This is a genomic window from Sphingomonas benefaciens (assembly GCF_052907485.1).
Genome location: NZ_JBREIC010000001.1, coordinates 974,884 through 992,623 on the forward strand (window position 1 = coordinate 974,884; position 17,740 = coordinate 992,623).

Annotated in this window: 21 protein-coding genes; 11 read left to right on the forward strand and 10 right to left on the reverse strand. The window is 68.3% G+C overall.

Annotation, left to right across the window (positions count from 1 at the left end):
• Positions 1-108 precede the first annotated feature (108 nt).
• Positions 109-372, reverse strand: coding sequence for a 30S ribosomal protein S20 (rpsT, locus tag ACU5AX_RS04755; protein WP_198352500.1), 264 nt, complete (start codon positions 370-372; stop codon positions 109-111).
• A gap of 115 nt (positions 373-487) precedes the next feature.
• Positions 488-1,303 (reverse strand): bifunctional DNA-formamidopyrimidine glycosylase/DNA-(apurinic or apyrimidinic site) lyase, encoded by an 816-nt coding sequence (mutM, locus tag ACU5AX_RS04760; RefSeq protein ID WP_446689868.1) that lies wholly within the window; start codon positions 1,301-1,303, stop codon positions 488-490.
• A gap of 56 nt (positions 1,304-1,359) precedes the next feature.
• On the opposite strand from mutM, the gene ACU5AX_RS04765 reads away from it, so the two are divergent.
• The 7 genes from ACU5AX_RS04765 to ACU5AX_RS04795 are packed head-to-tail and all read left to right on the forward strand — an operon-like array spanning position 1,360 to position 7,650.
• Positions 1,360-2,091, forward strand: coding sequence for a class I SAM-dependent methyltransferase (locus ACU5AX_RS04765; RefSeq protein WP_198352498.1), 732 nt, complete (start codon positions 1,360-1,362; stop codon positions 2,089-2,091).
• Positions 2,092-2,110: 19 nt separating this feature from the next.
• Positions 2,111-3,646, forward strand: a complete 1,536-nt coding sequence (gene ubiB / locus ACU5AX_RS04770; protein WP_446689869.1) for a 2-polyprenylphenol 6-hydroxylase — start codon at positions 2,111-2,113, stop codon at positions 3,644-3,646.
• A gap of 14 nt (positions 3,647-3,660) precedes the next feature.
• Positions 3,661-4,785 carry a hypothetical protein gene (locus ACU5AX_RS04775; protein ID WP_446689870.1) on the forward strand — a complete coding sequence of 375 codons (1,125 nt, stop codon included), beginning with the start codon at positions 3,661-3,663 and terminating at the stop codon, positions 4,783-4,785.
• Positions 4,782-5,987 (forward strand): bifunctional phosphopantothenoylcysteine decarboxylase/phosphopantothenate--cysteine ligase CoaBC, encoded by a 1,206-nt coding sequence (gene coaBC, locus ACU5AX_RS04780; RefSeq protein WP_446689871.1) that lies wholly within the window; start codon positions 4,782-4,784, stop codon positions 5,985-5,987. Before ACU5AX_RS04775 ends, coaBC begins: the two co-directional genes overlap by 4 nt.
• Before the next feature lie 48 nt (positions 5,988-6,035).
• Positions 6,036-6,479, forward strand: coding sequence for a dUTP diphosphatase (gene dut / locus ACU5AX_RS04785; protein WP_446689872.1), 444 nt, complete (start codon positions 6,036-6,038; stop codon positions 6,477-6,479).
• A complete protein-coding gene (locus ACU5AX_RS04790; RefSeq protein ID WP_198352493.1) occupies positions 6,476-6,880 on the forward strand; it encodes a hypothetical protein in 405 nt (134 codons plus the stop codon). Before dut ends, ACU5AX_RS04790 begins: the two co-directional genes overlap by 4 nt.
• Positions 6,877-7,650: a HesA/MoeB/ThiF family protein gene (locus ACU5AX_RS04795; protein WP_446689873.1), complete on the forward strand. Its 774-nt coding sequence runs from the start codon at positions 6,877-6,879 to the stop codon at positions 7,648-7,650. Before ACU5AX_RS04790 ends, ACU5AX_RS04795 begins: the two co-directional genes overlap by 4 nt.
• 169 nt (positions 7,651-7,819) lie before the next feature.
• Here the strand turns inward: ACU5AX_RS04795 and ACU5AX_RS04800 are convergent, their stop codons facing one another.
• The 4 genes from ACU5AX_RS04800 to wecB all read right to left on the reverse strand — a co-directional run bounded on the left by ACU5AX_RS04800 (position 7,820) and on the right by wecB (position 11,506).
• Positions 7,820-8,095 carry a hypothetical protein gene (locus tag ACU5AX_RS04800; protein WP_446689874.1) on the reverse strand — a complete coding sequence of 92 codons (276 nt, stop codon included), beginning with the start codon at positions 8,093-8,095 and terminating at the stop codon, positions 7,820-7,822.
• Between the two features lie 145 nt (positions 8,096-8,240).
• A complete protein-coding gene (locus ACU5AX_RS04805; RefSeq protein WP_446689875.1) occupies positions 8,241-9,002 on the reverse strand; it encodes a metallophosphoesterase family protein in 762 nt (253 codons plus the stop codon).
• An 85-nt stretch (positions 9,003-9,087) separates the two neighbouring features.
• Positions 9,088-10,386: a UDP-N-acetyl-D-mannosamine dehydrogenase gene (gene wecC / locus ACU5AX_RS04810; RefSeq protein WP_446689876.1), complete on the reverse strand. Its 1,299-nt coding sequence runs from the start codon at positions 10,384-10,386 to the stop codon at positions 9,088-9,090.
• A complete protein-coding gene (wecB, locus tag ACU5AX_RS04815; RefSeq protein WP_446689877.1) occupies positions 10,370-11,506 on the reverse strand; it encodes a non-hydrolyzing UDP-N-acetylglucosamine 2-epimerase in 1,137 nt (378 codons plus the stop codon). Before wecB ends, wecC begins: the two co-directional genes overlap by 17 nt.
• 101 nt (positions 11,507-11,607) lie before the next feature.
• Here wecB and galU point away from each other — a divergent pair, with 101 nt between their 5' ends.
• On the forward strand, positions 11,608-12,468 hold the full coding sequence (gene galU / locus ACU5AX_RS04820; protein ID WP_446689878.1) for a UTP--glucose-1-phosphate uridylyltransferase GalU: 861 nt from the start codon (positions 11,608-11,610) through the stop codon (positions 12,466-12,468).
• An 81-nt stretch (positions 12,469-12,549) separates the two neighbouring features.
• On the opposite strand, the gene ACU5AX_RS04825 is transcribed toward galU, so the two are convergent.
• The gene (locus tag ACU5AX_RS04825; RefSeq protein ID WP_198352487.1) at positions 12,550-13,122 is read right to left on the reverse strand and encodes an FKBP-type peptidyl-prolyl cis-trans isomerase; all 573 of its coding nucleotides are present in this window, start codon (positions 13,120-13,122) and stop codon (positions 12,550-12,552) included.
• Positions 13,123-13,231: 109 nt separating this feature from the next.
• Positions 13,232-13,438 (reverse strand): 30S ribosomal protein S21, encoded by a 207-nt coding sequence (rpsU, locus tag ACU5AX_RS04830; RefSeq protein ID WP_017978269.1) that lies wholly within the window; start codon positions 13,436-13,438, stop codon positions 13,232-13,234.
• Positions 13,439-13,708: 270 nt separating this feature from the next.
• Here rpsU and ACU5AX_RS04835 point away from each other — a divergent pair, with 270 nt between their 5' ends.
• Positions 13,709-14,437 (forward strand): response regulator, encoded by a 729-nt coding sequence (locus ACU5AX_RS04835; RefSeq protein WP_198352486.1) that lies wholly within the window; start codon positions 13,709-13,711, stop codon positions 14,435-14,437.
• Complete coding sequence (locus ACU5AX_RS04840) at positions 14,421-15,719, forward strand: sensor histidine kinase (protein WP_446689879.1); 1,299 nt, start codon at positions 14,421-14,423, stop codon at positions 15,717-15,719. The genes ACU5AX_RS04835 and ACU5AX_RS04840 overlap by 17 nt, the downstream gene beginning before the upstream one ends.
• Before the next feature lie 73 nt (positions 15,720-15,792).
• On the opposite strand, the gene ACU5AX_RS04845 is transcribed toward ACU5AX_RS04840, so the two are convergent.
• Both ACU5AX_RS04845 and ACU5AX_RS04850 read right to left on the reverse strand, forming a co-directional pair.
• Complete coding sequence (locus ACU5AX_RS04845) at positions 15,793-16,182, reverse strand: GFA family protein (RefSeq protein ID WP_446689880.1); 390 nt, start codon at positions 16,180-16,182, stop codon at positions 15,793-15,795.
• A complete protein-coding gene (locus tag ACU5AX_RS04850; RefSeq protein WP_446689881.1) occupies positions 16,179-16,604 on the reverse strand; it encodes a GNAT family N-acetyltransferase in 426 nt (141 codons plus the stop codon). Before ACU5AX_RS04850 ends, ACU5AX_RS04845 begins: the two co-directional genes overlap by 4 nt.
• Positions 16,605-16,783: 179 nt before the next feature.
• On the opposite strand from ACU5AX_RS04850, the gene ACU5AX_RS04855 reads away from it, so the two are divergent.
• Positions 16,784-17,701, forward strand: a complete 918-nt coding sequence (locus ACU5AX_RS04855; protein WP_446689882.1) for a dioxygenase family protein — start codon at positions 16,784-16,786, stop codon at positions 17,699-17,701.
• The last annotated feature ends 39 nt before the right edge of the window (positions 17,702-17,740 follow it).

Sequence of the window (17,740 nt, forward strand, 5' to 3'; positions counted from 1 at the left end):
CGTTCCACGAACCCCGTTTCGGACGCAAATAAATCCGGCAGACGGCACAGCAAAAAGCCCGCCGGGGAAACCCCGGCGGGCCTTGGCCATCGACGCTGTCGACGTGGATCAGGCGAGCGCGGAAAGGCGCTTCGTCAGCCGTGCGAACTTGCGGCTGGCGGTGTTCTTGTGGAGCACGCCCTTGGCAACGCCGCGCGCCAGCTCCGGCTGGACAGCCGCGAGTGCCGTGGTCGCCGCCGCCTTGTCGCCCGACGCCAGCGCAGCCTCGACCTTCTTCACGAAGGTACGGATGCGGCCGATGCGCGCACCATTGACTTCGGCGCGACGCTCATTGCGACGGATACGCTTCTTGGCTTGCGGCGTGTTCGCCATTCGGGTCGGTCCTCAGTATGTTCCGGTCGATGAAAAAGGGGCGCCGGGATCACCCTACGCCCTCTCGAAGGTGGCGCCCATAACGAGTGTGGGCGACAAGGTCAACCGCGGCTGCTCAGCGCGGCTGGCATTTCGGGCAGTAGAAGGTCGATCGGCCGGAGTCGACCCGCCGCCTGACGGTACCTCCGCAGTGGCACGCCTCGCCCTCGCGGCCGTAGACCAGGAATTGCTTCGAGAAATAGCCGAGTTCGCCATCGGGCCGGGCATAGTTGCGCAGCGTCGAGCCGCCGGCCTCGATCGCGGCGAGCAGCACGTCGCGCACCGCCTCGGCGAGGCGATCCAGCCGCACCTGGCTGATCTGGCCGGCGGGCCGCGTCGGCGTGATTCGGGCGAGATGCAGCGCCTCGCAGACATAGATGTTGCCAAGGCCGGCGACGATCCGCTGGTCGAGCAGCATCGCCTTGATCGGCGCCGCCCGACCGGCGAGCGCCTCCGCCAGATAGGCGCCGGTGAAGGCGGGCCCGAGCGGTTCCGGCCCCATCGCCGCGAAAGGCGGATAGGAGTCGAGCGCGTCGCTGCGCCACAGATCGAGAAAGCCGAATCGCCGCGGATCGTTGAGCGCAAGGCTGCGCCCCTCCCCCGTCTCGATGACCAGATGATCGTGCGCAAGCGGTTCCGCCGGATCGACTCGCCAGCGTCCCGACATGCCGAGATGGAAGATCAGCGTGTCGCCGCGATCGGTGTCGATCAGCCCGTATTTGGCGCGCCGGCCGAGCGCCGTGACAAGGGCCCCGGTCATCCGCTGGCGCAGATCGACGGGGATCGCCTTGCGCAGGTCGGCGCGTCGCGGCTCGACACGGGTCAGGCGCTGTCCCGCCAGCACGGGCGTCAGGCCGCGGACGGTGGTTTCGACTTCGGGAAGTTCTGGCACGCCGATCAGCTAGGTTGCGTTTGCCCCCGCCACAAGGCGCGGCTAGGGCGTTGCAGATGAGCGACACCGTCTCCTTCGGCTACGAAGACGTCACCCCGGAAGAAAAGACCGCCCGCGTCGGCGGCGTGTTCACCAACGTGGCGAGCCGCTACGACCTGATGAACGACGCCATGTCGGGCGGCATGCACCGTCTGTGGAAGGACCGGTTCGTGCGCCGGCTCAATCCGCGGCCGGGCGAGCAGGTCCTCGACATGGCGGGCGGCACCGGCGACATCGCGTTCCGGATCGCCGATCGCGGCGCGACGGTGACGGTCGCCGACATCAATCCTGCCATGCTGGAGGTCGGCATGCAGCGGGCGGCCAAGCGCGGCTACGACGGACTGGTTTGGACCGAGGCGAATGCCGAAGTGCTGACCTTCCCCGACCGCTTCTTCGACGCCTATACGATCGCCTTCGGCATCCGGAACGTCACCGACATTCCGGCGGCGCTGAAGGAGGCGCATCGTGTGCTGCGCCGCGGCGGCCGGTTCTTCTGCCTGGAATTCTCGACCACGCAATGGCCGGGGTTCAAGGAAATCTACGACAGCTATTCGCACAAGCTGGTGCCGAAGCTCGGCCAGATGCTGGCGCAGGATGCGGACAGCTATCGCTATCTGATCGAATCGATCCGCCGCTTCCCCGACATGCCGACGTTCGAGGGGATGATCCGCGACGCGGGCTTCACCGCGACGCGCGTCGAGCCGCTGCTCGGCGGCCTGGTCGCGATCCATTCGGGGTGGAAGATCTGATGCCCGGCGCCGACACGCAGTGACCGCGCCCGCCGTCCATGTCTGGCGACTCCTGAAATGGGGCCGCATCCTGGCGCGTCATGGCGCGCTGAAGGGGATCGAGGGCGATCCCAATACCCCTGCCCCGGTCCGCCGTCTGGCACGGATCGCGCGATTCGGCGCGCGCGTGCCGGCGACGCCGCGTTATGCCGACGCCTTTCAGGCGATCGGCCCGGCGGCGATCAAGCTGGGCCAGACACTGGCCACCCGCCCCGACCTGGTCGGCGAAGCGGCGGCACACGATCTGTTGCGGCTGCAGGATCAATTGCCGCCGGTGCCGTTCGAGACGATCTGCGCGGCGATGGAAACCGGTCTCGGCCGTCCGCCCAGCGCGGTGTTCAGCCAGATCGAGGAGGTGCCGGTCGGCGCCGCCTCCATCGCCCAGGTCCATCGTGCGGTCACGACCGACGGCCGGCGGGTCGCGGTCAAGGTGCTGCGCCCCGGCGTCGAGGCGGATTTCACGCGCGCGATCGACACGTATCAATGGGCAGCGGCGCAGCTCGAGGGGCTGGGTGGCGAGGCGAAGCGGCTGCGCCCGCGGCTGACGGTGGAAAATTTCCGCCGCTGGACGCTGCGCGAACTCAACTTCCAGCGCGAGGCCGCCTCGGCCAGCGAATTGGCCGAGGCGATGACCGCCGAACCCGATTTCGTCGTGCCGACGATCGACTGGCAGCGTTCGTCGACGCGCGTGCTGACGATGGAGTGGATCGACGGGATCAAGCTGTCGAACCGCCAGGCGCTGATCGACGCGGGCTATGACCTGCCGAAGCTCGCCAACACCCTGGTCCAGGCCTTCCTGCGCCAGGCGATCGCGGAAGGATTCTTCCATGCCGACATGCATCAGGGCAATCTGTTCGCCCTGCCCGGCAATCGGATCGCGGCGATCGATTTCGGCATCATGGGGCGGATCGACCGGCGCGCCCGCGTCTGGCTGGCGGAGATCCTCTACGGGCTGATCACCGGCAATTACCGCCGCGTCGCGGAGATCCATTTCGAAGCGGGCTACGTGCCCAGCCACCATAATGTCGCCGAATTCGCCACCGCGCTGCGCGCCGTCGGTGAACCGATGCGCGGCTTGCCGGTCAAGGACATGTCGATCGGCATGATGCTCGATGGCCTGTTCTCCATCACCCGCGATTTCGACATGGTGACGCAGCCGCATCTGCTGCTGCTTCAGAAGACGATGGTGATGGTCGAAGGGGTGGCGACCGGGCTCGATCCCGACATCAATTTGTGGGAAGCGGCCGCCCCGTTCGTGCGCGAATGGATTCGCACCGAACTGGGGCCGGAAGCGGCCATTGCGGACCGGCTGATCGAGGACGTGCGCACGCTGGCGCGGCTGCCTGACCTGCTGCGGCGGATCGAAGCGCGCTATCCCGCCCCGGGTGGCGAGCCCCCTGCCCCGCCGCTCAAGGAGATCGAGGTGGTGCGGATCGGCGGCGGCTGGCGCTATCTTGCGGTGGCACTGGTCACTGCGGCGGCAAGCGTCGCAGCGACGCTGGTGCTGATCCATTGATCGCACGCTGAGCGATGCATCGGCGCGCCCTCACCCCGATCTGGCTGGCGAGACCGTCGCGCTTCGCCGACGTTCAGCCACGTGGCGGCCGGATCGGTGCGGCGCTGCTCGCGCTGCTGCTGATGCTCGCCACGCTGCTCGTCTATGCGAGCCCGGCGCCTCCCGTCGCCAGCGGTCAACCGGAGAATCGCGCTGACGACCGTGCCGACGTCGTGCTGTACGAGACGATCGTCGCCAACGTGCGTGCCGGACGCGACTATTACCTTGCCGCCGCGGATGCGCAGCGCGCCGGCGGCTATCCGCTGCGGCCGTTCGTCACCGTCCGGCTGCCGACGCTCGCTCGGGTGCAGGCCGCGCTACCGCCATTGGCCACACCGATACTGCTCTATCTGCTCTGCGCAGCGGTCGCCGCGACCTGGGGCTTCCGGCTGCGCACCGCCTTCGCCCGTACTCCGCCGCGACTGATCGCGCTGGCGCTGCTGGCAGGCGGGCTGATGGTCTTCGTCCAGCCGGATCTGGCGGCATTCCACGAGATATGGGCAGGGCTGTTCGTCGCGCTGTCGCTCGGATTGTGGCGTCCGGATCGCTGGCTACCATCGGTCGCCTTCGGTCTCGCCGCCGTCCTGATCCGCGAAACGGCGGGATTGTACCTTGCGATCATGGCCGGCTGCGCCCTTGTCGAAGGCCGCCGGCGCGAAACCGCCGGGTGGCTGGTCGCGATCGCGATCCTTGCCGCTGTGCTCGTGCTCCACGCCCATGCCGTCGCCCAGGTCGTACGGCCGCTCGACCCGGCCTCGCCGGGCTGGTCGGATCGGCTCGGCATCGGCCTGTTCGTCCGGGCGTTGGTCGCGCTGACCGCGCTCGATCTTGCCCCGCTCTGGCTGGCCGCGCCGCTGATCGGATTGTCGCTGTTCGGCTGGGCGGCGTGGCGTGACCTTCTGGCAATGCGGGTGCTGGCAACGATGCTCGCCTATGCCACGCTGCTCGGCCTGTTCGCGCGGCCGGACACCTTCTATTGGGCGATGCTGATCGCGCCGCTGTCGCTGGTCGGCCTCGCCTTTGCGCTCGACGGCGGGCGCGATCTTCTGTCGGCCGCGTTCGATACGCGCCGCATCACCGTGACGCGAGTGGTTCGATGACGCGTATCCTGCTGATCGTCGGGGGCGGCATCGCCGCCTACAAGGCCTGCGAGCTGATCCGCCTGCTGAAGAAGCGCGGCCATGCCGTCCGCTGCGTGATGACTGAGGGCGCCGGCCACTTCGTGACCCCGATGACGCTCGCCGCGCTCAGCGAGGACCAGGTCTACACCAGCCTGTGGGACCTCAAGGACGAGGCGGAGATGGGCCATATCCAGCTCAGCCGCGAGGCGGACCTGGTCGTCGTCGCGCCCGCTACTGCCGACCTGATGGCGCGGATGGCCGCAGGGATCGCCGACGATCTCGCCACGACCGTCTTGCTCGCGACCGATACGCCCGTGCTCGTCGCGCCGGCGATGAACGTCCGGATGTGGGCCCACCCGGCGACGGTGCGCAACGTCGCCCGCCTGCACGCCGACGGGATCACCGTACTGGAACCGGACGAGGGGCCCATGGCCTGTGGCGAATACGGCCCCGGCCGACTGCCCGAACCGGAAGCGATCGCCGATGCCGTCGATCGTATGCTCGATCGAGACCGCCAGCGTCCTTTGGCCGGGCGCCATATTCTCGTTACGGCGGGACCGACGCATGAAGCGATCGATCCGGTTCGCTATATCGCCAATCGCTCGTCCGGCCGGCAGGGCTTTGCGATCGCCGGCGCCCTCGCGGCATTGGGCGCCAAGGTGACCCTGGTCGCTGGTCCCGTAACCCTTCCCACCCCAGTAGGCGTGACACGCGTGGACGTGATCAGCGCCACGGAGATGGCGGCGGCGGTCGAGGCGGCGCTGCCCGCCGACGCCGCGGTGATGGTCGCCGCCGTGGCCGACTGGCGGGTCGAGCCGGCGCCGCAGAAGGTCAAGAAAGGCGATGCGCCCCCCTCTCTGGTGCTGACCGAAAACATCGACATCCTGGCCACGCTGGCACTCAGTCCGCGCCGCCCCCGGCTGGTGGTCGGCTTCGCGGCGGAGACGGAGCAGGTGATCGAGCGGACCGCCGGCAAGCGGCTGCGCAAGGAAGCGGACTGGATCGTCGGCAACGACGTGTCGGGCGACGTCTTCGGTGGCGACAGCAACACCGTGCATCTCGCTACCGCCGACGGGGTCGAATCCTGGGAACCCCTGTCCAAGGATGCGGTCGCGCAGCGGCTTGCTGTGCGCATCGCCGCAGCGCTCGCTGCCGACGTCGGCGCAACGCCGGGCCGGTAGGGCGCGTCGGATTTCCCATCCGCTTAAACCTCCGCTACACTCCGTCCAGTGAGCAGCATCCGGATCGCCATCACCCGCTTGCCCCATGGCCAGGGCTTGCCGCTACCCGGCTATGCCACCGCCGGCGCGGCCGGGATGGACGTCGTCGCCGCCGAATCCCTGACATTGGCGCCCGGGGCGCGCGCGGCGGTCGCCACCGGCTATGCGATCGCCATACCCGAAGGTTATGAGGTGCAGGTGCGGCCGCGATCCGGGCTGGCGCTGAAACATGGCGTCACCTGCCTCAATACCCCCGGCACGATCGACAGCGACTATCGCGGGGAGGTGAAGGTGATCCTCGCCAACCTCGGCCACGAGCCGTTTGCGATCGAACGGGGCGACCGTATCGCGCAGATCGTCCCCGCCCCCGTGCTGCGGGCGACATTGCAGGAGGTGGTGGAACTGAACGCCACCGCCAGAGGCGATGGCGGCTTTGGGTCAACCGGGCGATGATCGTCGCCTTGCTCTTCGCCCTACAGGGTGCGCCGGCGGCCGCTCCGCCACCCCCGCCGCTGCCGCCGCAGGATTGGAGCGCGCTGCGGACATTGCCGTTGCTCGGTGATCCATCGGACGATGGCAACGTGTCTGGCTTCGTCCGGTCGGAGGTACTGGCCGGACACTGCGGCGCGGCGATGCAATCCGGCGGCAGCTGGACGCTGCGCGTCGACGTGGCGGTGTTGATCGGGCCCGCCGGCCAGCCGCGCCGTATCGTGCCGCGTGCCATCCAATGCCCATCGGTCGAACAATATGCCGCCGGGCTCGTCTCCAGCATGGCCAGGGCGAATCGCACAGCTGGAGCCTTGCAGACCGAAGGCTGGTATAAGACCAGCCTGACCTTCGCCTGGACGCAATGACCGGGGTTGAGACGCTTTCCGACGACGACCTGTCGCGCTATGCCCGGCACATCGTCCTCAAGGAGGTCGGCGGCGGCGGGCAGATGCGGCTGCGCGCCGCGCACGTCGTGGTGATCGGGGCCGGCGGCATCGGTTCGCCAGCGATCCAATATCTTGCCGCAGCGGGGATCGGGCGACTGACCATCGTTGACGATGATCGGGTCGACCTTTCCAATCTGCAGCGCCAGACGATCTACGCCACCGCGGATATCGGTGCGGCCAAGGCACAGGCCGCCGCTGAAGCGGCACAGCGGCTCAACCCCGGCATCGTCGCCATCGCGATCGCATCACGCGCCGATGCCGGATCAGTTACGCGGCTGATCGCCGATGCGGACGTGGTGCTCGACGGCTGTGACAATTTCGCGACGCGGCTGCTCGTCGCCGACGCCTGTCTGGCGGCGCAAATTCCGCTCGTTTCCGCAGCGGTCGGACAATTCGACGGTCAACTCGCCACCTATCGCGGCTGGGAGCCGGACAAGCCGTGCTACCGCTGCTTCGTCGGCGACGCTCCCGATCGGGATGGCGTCAGCTGCGCCGAGGATGGCGTGCTGGGGCCGATGGCGGGGGTGATGGGCAGTCTTGCCGCGCTCGAGGTAATGCGCGCGATCACGCCGTTCGGGGAGGACAGTGCCGGTCAGTTGCTGATGTTCGACGCACTGGCGCTGCGCAGCCGCACCCTCCGCCTGCCCAAGGATCCAGGCTGCCCGGCATGCAGCGGGCGCGCCCGTTAGACCGCATTTTGCTCTGGCCTCTCGGTGCAGCCCGGACCACGCCCGATCAAGCATGTGGCGCAAATTCGCGTCGCTATGCGATCATATCGGCCGGATTGGAGCGATCTTCTCTAGACAAAAAAATAGCGGCCCGAAGGCCGCTATTTCCTAGCAGATGCTATCCGTCAGCTTAGTTGCTGGACGGCGAATCGTTGCTGTCGGCGACAACGACGATGCCCGCAACGACCGCAGCCGCCGCCAGGATCGCGATGATCACGCCACCACCGGCGAGCTCATTCTTCTTCGCCGAGGCCGAGCCGGTGCGAACCGACTTCGAAACCGACAGGCTGGCGGCCGGATTGACCGGAGCCGCAACGGCCGGAGCGACCGCCATCGTGGCGGCAGCGGCAGCCATGAGATACTTCCCAAGACGCATGATGAACTCCCTCTTGTGCTCGTCGGACATGCCCTGCCACAGTTAGGTAAGCACGGCAACCCGACTAAAACCCGGTTCCTCAATCGGTTCCAAGCAGTTGCGGCAGTGCAACACAAACCGCAAAAAATGTATTAACGCGGATAAGGGAATTAGGGAAGAGGTGTTGGCGCGCCGATCACGCAACCTGCACGGTCCAGCTCGCTTCGCCCTCCAGCCCGAGCGCGGTTAGCCGCCCGGTCGAATAGGCGCCGGTATCGACGCCGATGCGATGCGGCTGAACGTCGAGTTCGTCGCTGATCGTATGACCGTGGACGACGACCTTCTCGAGCGGGCGCCCATGATCCAGAAAGGGATCGCGAATCCACCGCAGGTCGCCGCTGCGTTGGGCATCCAGCGCGACGCCGGGACGCACGCCGGCATGCACGAAGACATAATCGCCGATCACGATCAGATCCTCGAAGGTGGCGAGGAAGGCACGGTGCTCGGCGGGCACCTGCCGCTGCAGCGCCGTCAAGAACTCCTCGTAATCCATCCGGTCGTACGCCTCGGCGTCGATACCGTAGCTGATCGCGGTCTCGCGGCCGCCGACGCGACAGAAGAGGCGCAGCGCCTTGGGCTCGCCGTCAAGCGCGCCGAGGAACATTTCTTCATGGTTGCCGAGCAGAAAGCGGGTGTCGGGCCGCACCGCGGCGAGCTGGCGGAGCCGTTCGACGACGGCCGCCGACGCCGGCCCTCGATCGATCAGGTCGCCGAGGAAGACCAGCGTCGTGCGCGCCGGCCCCCGCGCCTCGTCATCGGCGGCGATGGCGGCGAGCAATCGTTCGAGCAACGCGTCGCAGCCGTGGATGTCGCCGATCGCATAGACACGCTGTCCCGGCGGGATCGATCCCGTCGGCTGGGTGCGGGTTCGGCGGCTTTTCAGCAAATTGGCTAGCATGGATCCGGTCGGGTGACAGCGAGCTGGGGGTGATAGATTCAGCCGCGCCTTGCCGCAACCGCCTGAACTCGGCGTGAAGCGGAGGTCAACCGGCGAGGCGCAGTGGGATTCCCGCGGCAACGGAACGCGGCTGGTCCGGCCAGATGCCGCGCGTATCCAGCACGGCCTTGTCACGCCGCTCCTCCAGCGGCACCGAGCGGAACATGTCGTGGTCGACCAGCACGATCATGATCGGGCATTGTTCGATCGCGGTATCGATGTCGATCAGCCGCGCGCCCGTGGTCGCCAGTGCGGGTGGCAGCGTTGGGGCATAGGGTTCCACCACCCGCATCCGCTCGCCGAACCGTTCGGCCAGTGCCTGTGCCACCTTGAGCGCAGGACTTTCACGGAAATCGTCGATGTTGGCTTTGAACGCGAGGCCGAGACAGGCGAACGGCACACCCGGTCGCGCTTCGATCAGCGCAGCCGCGGCGGCGATGACATGGTCGGTCTTGCCGTCGTTGACCATGCGCGCGGTCCGGATCAGCGGCGTGTTCTGGGGATCGGCGTGAACCAGGAACCACGGGTCGACCGCAATGCAGTGACCGCCGACGCCTGGCCCCGGCTGCAGGATGTTGACCCGTGGATGGCGGTTGGCCAAGCGGATCACCTCCCATATGTCGACACCCATCGTGTCGGCGACGAGACTGAGTTCGTTGGCGAAGGCGATGTTGACATCGCGGAAGGCATTCTCGGTCAGCTTGGTCATTTCCGCCGCACGCGCGGTGGTGGTGACGCAGGCGCCCCGGACGAACCGGCGGTAGAAGGCGAGTGCCTTGCGGGCGCAGCGCGGCGTGATGCCGCCGATGACGCGATCATTGTCGATCAGTTCGACCAGGATACGGCCGGGCAGCACGCGCTCCGGGCAATAAGCGATGGCGACGTCCGCCGCCTCGCCGGTTCGGCCCGGCACGCGCAGGTCGGGACGCAGCTTGGCGAGGAGGTCCCGCACCTCCTCCGTAGTGCCGACCGGGGAGGTCGATTCGAGGATGATCGTGTCGCCCGCCTTCAGCACGGTCGCGATCGTCGTCGCGGCTTGCAGCACATAGCCGATATTGGGGGCATGATCCTCGCCGAACGGCGTCGGCACGGCGATGACGAAGACATCGGCCGGCTCGATCGTCGTGGCGGCGCGCAGCGTGCCGCGTGCGACCACGCCGGAAACCAAGCCGTCGAGGTCGACCTCCTCGATATGGACGCGGCCGGAATTGACGGTATCGACAACGGTTTCCGACACATCGATGCCGAGCACCCGCGCGCCGCTGCGCGCGATCACCGCGGCGGTCGGCAGGCCGATATAGCCGAGGCCGAGAACGACGACCTTGAGTTCAGAGTCCGAAAGCATCGGCGATGATCCCCGCGATCCTGTTGCTGGCCCGGCCGTCACCATAGGGATTGTGCGCGCGAGCCATGGCGGAATAGGCGCCCTTGTCGTCCAGAAGCGTGAAGACTTCGGAAACGATGCGATCTTCGTTGGTGCCGACCAGCCGCGCGGTACCGGCGGCGACGCCCTCCGGCCGCTCGGTCGTGTCGCGCATCACCAGCACCGGCTTGCCCAACGCCGGCGCCTCCTCCTGCACACCGCCCGAGTCCGTCAGCACGATATCACTCAGTTCCAGGGCACGGATGAAATGCGGATAATCCAGCGGCGCGATGCGAGCGACATTGTCGCGGGCGCCGAGCGCCGCATCCATCACACCGACGACGTTGGGATTGGGATGCATCGGGAACAGCACAGCCGTGTCGTCGCGGTCGGCGATGCGGGCGATGGCGCGGGCGATCGCAGCCATGCCGTCACCGAAATTCTCGCGCCGATGGGTCGTGACCAGGATCAGTCGCTTGCCGGCGAACCGGGTCGCGACGGCATCCAGATCCGCGGCGAGCGCAGGTGCGGCGGCGATCCGCTCGCGCGTCCAGTGCAGGGCATCGATGACGGTATTGCCCGTGACGCGGACGCCGGTGGTGACGGCCTCCCGCGCAAGGGCCGCCGCTGCGGTCTCGGTCGGGGCAAAATGCAGATCGGCGATCGGTGCGACGATGCGGCGGTTCACCTCTTCGGGCCAGGGATGGTAGATGTCGCCCGAGCGCAGCCCCGCCTCGACATGCGCGACCGGGATCTTGCGATAATAGGCCGCCAGCGCGCCGACCATCGCCGTTGCGGTGTCGCCCTGCACCACAACGCGGTCGGGCCGCCCGGCATCCATCACCTCGCCGAGGCCGATCAGCAGGCGCGCGGTCAACCGGTCCAGCGTCTGCCCCGCTTCCATCAGGTCGAGGTCGATATCGGGGGTCAGCCCGGCGATGGCGAGCACCTGGTCGAGCAGGCCGCGATGTTGGGCAGTGACACAGGTGACCGTGTGGAGCCGCGGGTCTTGGCGCAGAGCGCGGACCACGGGAAACAACTTGATCGCCTCCGGTCGGGTGCCGAAGATGACGAGAACTTTGGGATGCGGCGGACTGGCCATGGCCCATGCGTAACGGTCGCGACTTAACGTCCGACTAAGCGCGTTGCGGCACCGCCGCGGACATCCTAGGTGCATGCACCTTTGCCAATCCAGGAATGACGATGACGATCAAGCGCGTACGCAAGGCGGTTCTGCCGGTGGCCGGTCTCGGCACCCGGTTTCTCCCGGCCACCAAGGCCATGCCCAAGGAGATGCTGACCGTCGTCGACAAGCCGCTGATCCAATATGCGGTCGAGGAAGCCTTGGAGGCGGGGATCGAGCAGATCATCTTCGTCACCGGGCGCGGCAAGAGCGCGCTGGAAGATCATTTCGACGTCTCCTACGAGTTGGAGGCCACGATGAAGGCGCGCGGCAAGTCGCTCGCCGCGATCGCGGGCGTGCGCCAGAAGCCGGGCTCGCCCGTCTACGTCCGCCAGCAGGAGCCGCTGGGCCTTGGCCATGCGGTATGGTGCGCACGCGAGATCGTCGGCGACGAACCGTTCGCGGTGCTGCTGCCCGACGAGCTGATGGTCGGCGGCTTCATGAAGCAGATGGTGGAGGCCTATGACACGGTCGGCGGCAACGTCATCGGTGCGCTCGAAGTGCCTGACAGCGAGACCGACAAATACGGCATCATCTCGCCCGGCAAACAGGACGGCCGCCTGACCGAAGTCACCGCGCTGGTCGAGAAGCCCAAGGGCAAGGCGCCGTCGAACCTGATGATCCCGGGCCGCTACATCCTGCAGCCGGAGGTGATGCAGATCCTCGACGCGCAGGAGCCCGGTGCGGGCGGCGAGATCCAGCTGACGGACGCGATGGCCAAGCTGATCGGACGCCAGCCGTTCCACGGCTTCACCTTCGACGGGCAGCGCTACGATTGCGGCGACAAGGCAGGCTGGCTGACCGCGAACCTGGCGCTGGGCCTGGCGCGCGAGGACATCGGGCCGTCGGTGCGCAGCTTCGCCAAGCAGCTGCTCGGCTGAGGCGCACGACTGCCGCCGAATGCAAAACGGCCGGGCTTCCATCGCGGGAAGCCCGGCCGTTTCGATATGCGGCGGCGGCGATCAGCGACCGGCGGGCGGCGCGACCTCCGCACCCTGCGGCAGCTGCGGGCGACCGCCCATCTGCTGCTGCATCTGGATCTGGCGGACAACGTCGGCGGGCAGGAACTCGATCATGTCGATGTCGAAGACCAAGGTCGAATTGGCCGGGATCGGGCCCTGCGCCGTATCGCCATAGCCGAGCGACGGCTTGATCCAGACGCGGTACTTCGACCCCTTGGGCATCAACTTCATCGCTTCGGAGAAGCCGGGGACGACGCCGGCGACGGGCATCGGCGTCGGCTGGCGCGACTTGTCGAAGACGGTGCCGTCGAGCAGGCGGCCTTCATAATTGATCAGCGCGACGTCGGTGTCGGTCGGCTTGGCCGCGCCCGGCTTGCCGGGATCGAGCACCTGATATTGCAAGCCCGAGGCGGTGGTGACCACGTTCGAGCGGCGCGCATTGCGGGTCAGGAAGTCGTCGCCCTGGCGCGCGAGCAGAAAGGCGGCAATGACCGCGAGCGCGATGCCGACCCAGAGATAGACGAGATAGCTGCGCTTGACGGGGCGCAGCGGAACGGCGGTGACGGTCGACATGGCTAAGGCACCTGGAGCTGTGGTGCCGGGCCGGCCGTCACCGGAGAAGTTCGCAAAGTTCACGCACCGGCGTCACCGCAAGGGCGACGCCGGGTATCACAATACCTGCTTACCGGGCACCGTCACGCTCGGCGCGCTTGCGCTCGAGCTTGCGGGCGCGGCGCACGGCGGCGGCACGCTCGCGCGCGCGCTTTTCCGACGGCTTCTCGTAATGACGGCGCAGCTTCATCTCGCGATACACGCCCTCGCGCTGCAGCTTCTTCTTGAGTGCGCGAAGAGCCTGGTCGACATTGTTGTCGCGGACGACGATCTGCATAAAACCGATTCACTCCAATCAAATAGGTAACGCGGCCGCGAACCGGGGTCCGCGCCGTGTGAACGGGCTCCCTAGCAGCGACTCGTCGAGCTGGCAACCCGTTCGCCGCAGCGCGGTTCCGCCCCGCCCGACTGTGGCATGGCAACCACAGCCCGCGATGTTTCGCGCCATGTTGCAGCCTTGCAACCGGGCGGATACGTCTGCGCTCGAGTGGCGGACGCCATGCAGAACATCGCCCGACCGACCGCCGCCCCCCTGACAGCGGATATCATGGACCTGGAAACGCGCCTTCTCATCGTCGACGACGATCCCGGTATCCGCGAGCTGACCGCCGCCTTCTTGGCCCAGCACGGCTATCGCGTCGACACGGCGGAGGACGGCCCGACGATGCGCGCCGCGCTGGCGCGCAGCGATTATGCGCTGATCGTGCTCGACGTGATGATGCCCGGCGAGGACGGCCTGACGATCCTGCGCTCGCTGGACCGGGCGACGGCGCCGCCGGTGATCATCCTGTCGGTGATCGGCGAGGAGGTCGACCGGATCGTCGGGCTGGAGATGGGCGCCGACGATTACATCGCCAAGCCGGCCAACCCGCGCGAGCTGCTGGCGCGCATCCGGTCCGTGCTGCGCCGCAACGAGGCGCGCGGCGAGCCGCGCACCCGCCTCCCCGCCCGCCCCTATCAGCGCTTCGCCGGCTGGCGGCTCGATGCGGCCGGGCGTCAGCTGTTCGATCCGGACGACGTGCTGATCAACCTGTCCGACGGCGAATTCCGGCTGCTGATGACGCTGGTCGACCATCCCCGCCGGGTGCTGAGCCGCGATTTCATCCTGGATCATGCGCGCGGGCCGACCGCCGAGCATTTCGACCGCGCGATCGATGTGCAGATCAGCCGCCTGCGCCGCAAACTGGCGCGCCGCGACGGACAGGGCGGCGACGAGCTGATCCGCACCATCCGCAACGAAGGCTATATGTTCGCGGCCGATGTCGAGGTCCGCTGAGCCGGCGGAGCGGGTGCGGTCGATCGCCGCGCCGATCTTCGCCCTCGTCATCGCTGCGGTTCTGGTCGCCACCGCCGTCTCGTTCGTCGTCACCTTCCGCGGGCCGCCGCCGCGCGACCCGCCGCATGCGTTGGACGATATCGCGCACGCCCTGCGCACCGGCGCGGCGCCGGAGGGGCCGGGGCCGCATACGGCCGTGACGCAGAGCGCCGCCGCACCGCAGCCGGGACGCGGGCAGCGTGCGGACGGGCGCGCGGCGCAGCGGATCGCCGCCGACCTGGGTGTTCCGGCGTCGGCGGTGCGCGCCTATGCCGGCCCGCCGAGCGGCCCCGGCGGCATGTTCGTCGACGATTTTACCTTCGCGGTGCGACACGGCGACGGCTGGCGGATCGCGGCGGTGCCGCGCGCGCCGCTGCTCAAACACTGGCATTGGATCAGCCTGTCGGCGATGCTGCTGGCGATCCTGATCCTCGCCTGGCCGGCCTGGGCATTGGCGCGGGCGATCTCGCGCCCGCTCGGCCAACTCGCCGCCGCCGCCGATGCGGCGCGGGTCGGCGAGGCGCTGCCACCGCTGCCGACGCGGGGATCGCGCGAGGTGCGCAAACTCGCCGCCAGCGTCGCGACGATGCATGCGCGGCTCGCCGGCCATGCCGAGGGGCGGACCGCGATGCTCGGCGCGATCGCGCACGACCTCGGCACGCCGCTGTCGCGCCTGTCCTTCTGGGTCGAGCAACTGCCCGAGGCGGCGCGGACGCGCGCCAGCGCCGACATCGACGAGATGCGCGCGATGATCCGCGGCGCGCTCGCCTTCGCCCGCGACGAGACCGGCCCGCACGAATCGGTGCGCGTCGACCTCGGCAGCCTGCTCGACAGCCTGGCCGACGACATGCAGGTCGCCGGCGCGCCCGTGACGTTGACGCCGGGCGAGCGCGCGGTGGTGCGCGGCGATCCGGTCGCCTTGCGGCGGCTGTTCGCCAATCTGGTCGACAATGCGGTCCGCTATGGCGAGGCGGCGACGATCGGCTGGCGGATCGACGGCGCCCGGGTCGCGGTGACGGTCGAGGATCGCGGGCCGGGGATCGACCCGGCGCAGGTCGAGCGCCTGTTCGAACCCTTCGTCCGCGGCGATCCGTCGCGCAACCGCGCGACCGGCGGCACCGGCCTGGGACTGGCGATCGTGCGGACGATCGCCGCACGGCACGGCGGCACCGCGATGCTGGCGAACGGCGCGAGCGGCGCGGGCGGCGCGCGGGCGACGGTGACGTTGCCGCTGGCGGAGTGACGCGGGGCGATTAGAGCCGATCGACATTCGGCAGGGCGTTTCCGAAGCCTGCGCTGCTGAATGTCGATCGGTCCTAGGCCGGCGGTCCTTCCGGATAGTGCGGCAGCCCATCGTCAAGTTGCAGCCAAGGCTGCTTGCGCGACGTCCAGATATGCTCGGTCGGCTTGAAACATTCGGGATGGTCGAGGCTGCCCATCGACAGGCCGATCGTGCCGGCGCTCCGCCGTTCCGAAAACAGCGTCGTGCCGCATGCCGTGCAGAAGCCGCGCCGGATGCCGCTGTCGGCAGCCAGCCAGCCGACCGGCCCCTCGATCGCGACGGCCGCCAGCGGGACCATGACGCGGGCGTAAAAAGCGGCGCCGGTCGCCTTCTGGCAGCGGCGGCAATGGCAGACGCGGACATTGAGCGGTTCACCGTCCGTCCGATAGCGGCACGCGCCGCACAGGCAGCCGCCCGCGATCATCGATCGAACCGCTTGCGAAGGAAGAACCGCACATTGTCTCCGGGGCTGCCGTCCAAGGCGCCGAACGCCTCATAGCCGAGCTTTTCGTAGAACCCCCGGGCCTGGAAGCTCAACGTCGTCAGCCACGATCCGACGCAGCCCCGCTCGGCCGCGATCGCCTCCGCCGCGTTCATCAGCCGCGTTCCCAAGCCCTGCCCCCTGCCGCCCTCCGGCACGACCAGATAGTCGACGAACAACCAGTCGTAGACCGTCTTGCCCCATAGGCTGCCGGCCGTCTCCCCCGCATCGTCGCGCAGCAGGATGGCCACCGGCCGCGGATCGGCCGGATAGCCGCTCTGCGCGTTGAAAGCGGAAAGCGGCGCGAGGATCGCGTCGCGGTCCCGATCGGTCGGCGGATCGGCGATGACGAGGGCATGGGTCATCGCGGCAGTGTGCACGGGCGACGTCGCCGAGGAAATGGCCGATCGGCAAAGCCCTGCGCCGCCGGCATTCCGGCGCGCGACCCATCGTTACACGTCGCAACAATGTGTCGGCGACCGACATCGGCTGGCGACGAGAAGGCACGATCCCCGCCCCGTCATCCATCCGGGGAGTTTCGACCATGACGAATCACGACGATCACCACCACGGCCACGGCATGGCCGAGGACCTGCCGCGGATCGAGGCGCTGCTGGCGCGGCGGCGGGCGCTGAAATGGTTCGCGGGGGCCGGAACGGCGGCGCTGGTCGCGGGCTGCGGCGGCAGCGATGCAAGCGGGTCGAGCAGCAGCGTCAGCGTGACGAGCAGCGGCGCGACCGCGACGCCCACGCCGACCGCCACCGCGACACCGACGCCGACCGCCACCGCCACCTCGACCAGCACCGCCTGCATCGCCGATCCGACCGAGACCGCCGGCCCCTACCCCGCCGACGGCACCAACAGCGCATCGGGTTCGACCAGCAACATCCTGACGGTCAGCGGCATCGTGCGCAGCGACATACGGTCGAGCTTCATCAGCACATCGACCGTGGCGACGGGCGTGCAGCTGACGATCACGCTGACCCTGGTCAACGTCAACGCCGCCTGTGCGCCGCTGGCCGGCTATGCCGTCTATCTATGGCATTGCGATCGGCAGGGCCATTATTCGCTCTATACCGCGGCGGCCGAGAGCTATCTGCGCGGCGTGCAGGTGACCGACGCCAATGGCCAGGTGACGTTCACCACCATCTTCCCCGGCTGCTACGATGGCCGCTGGCCGCATATGCATTTCGAGATCTTCTCGAGCCTCTCCAATGCGTTGGGCGGGAAATATGCGGTGCTGACGTCGCAGCTGGCGATGCCGTCGAGCTGGTGCACGACGGTCTATGCCGACACCACCACCTACCCGTCGAGCGCGACCAATTTCGCCAAGGTGTCGCTGTCGAACGACAATGTGTTTGGCGACAACAGCAGCGCCCAGCTCGCGCAGCAGACCCCGACGATCAGCGGATCGGTGGCGGCCGGGCTGACCGGCTCCGCGGTGATCGGCATCGCGCGCTGACCACGACATCCTCCTCTGCCGGCGCAGGGGAGGATTGGC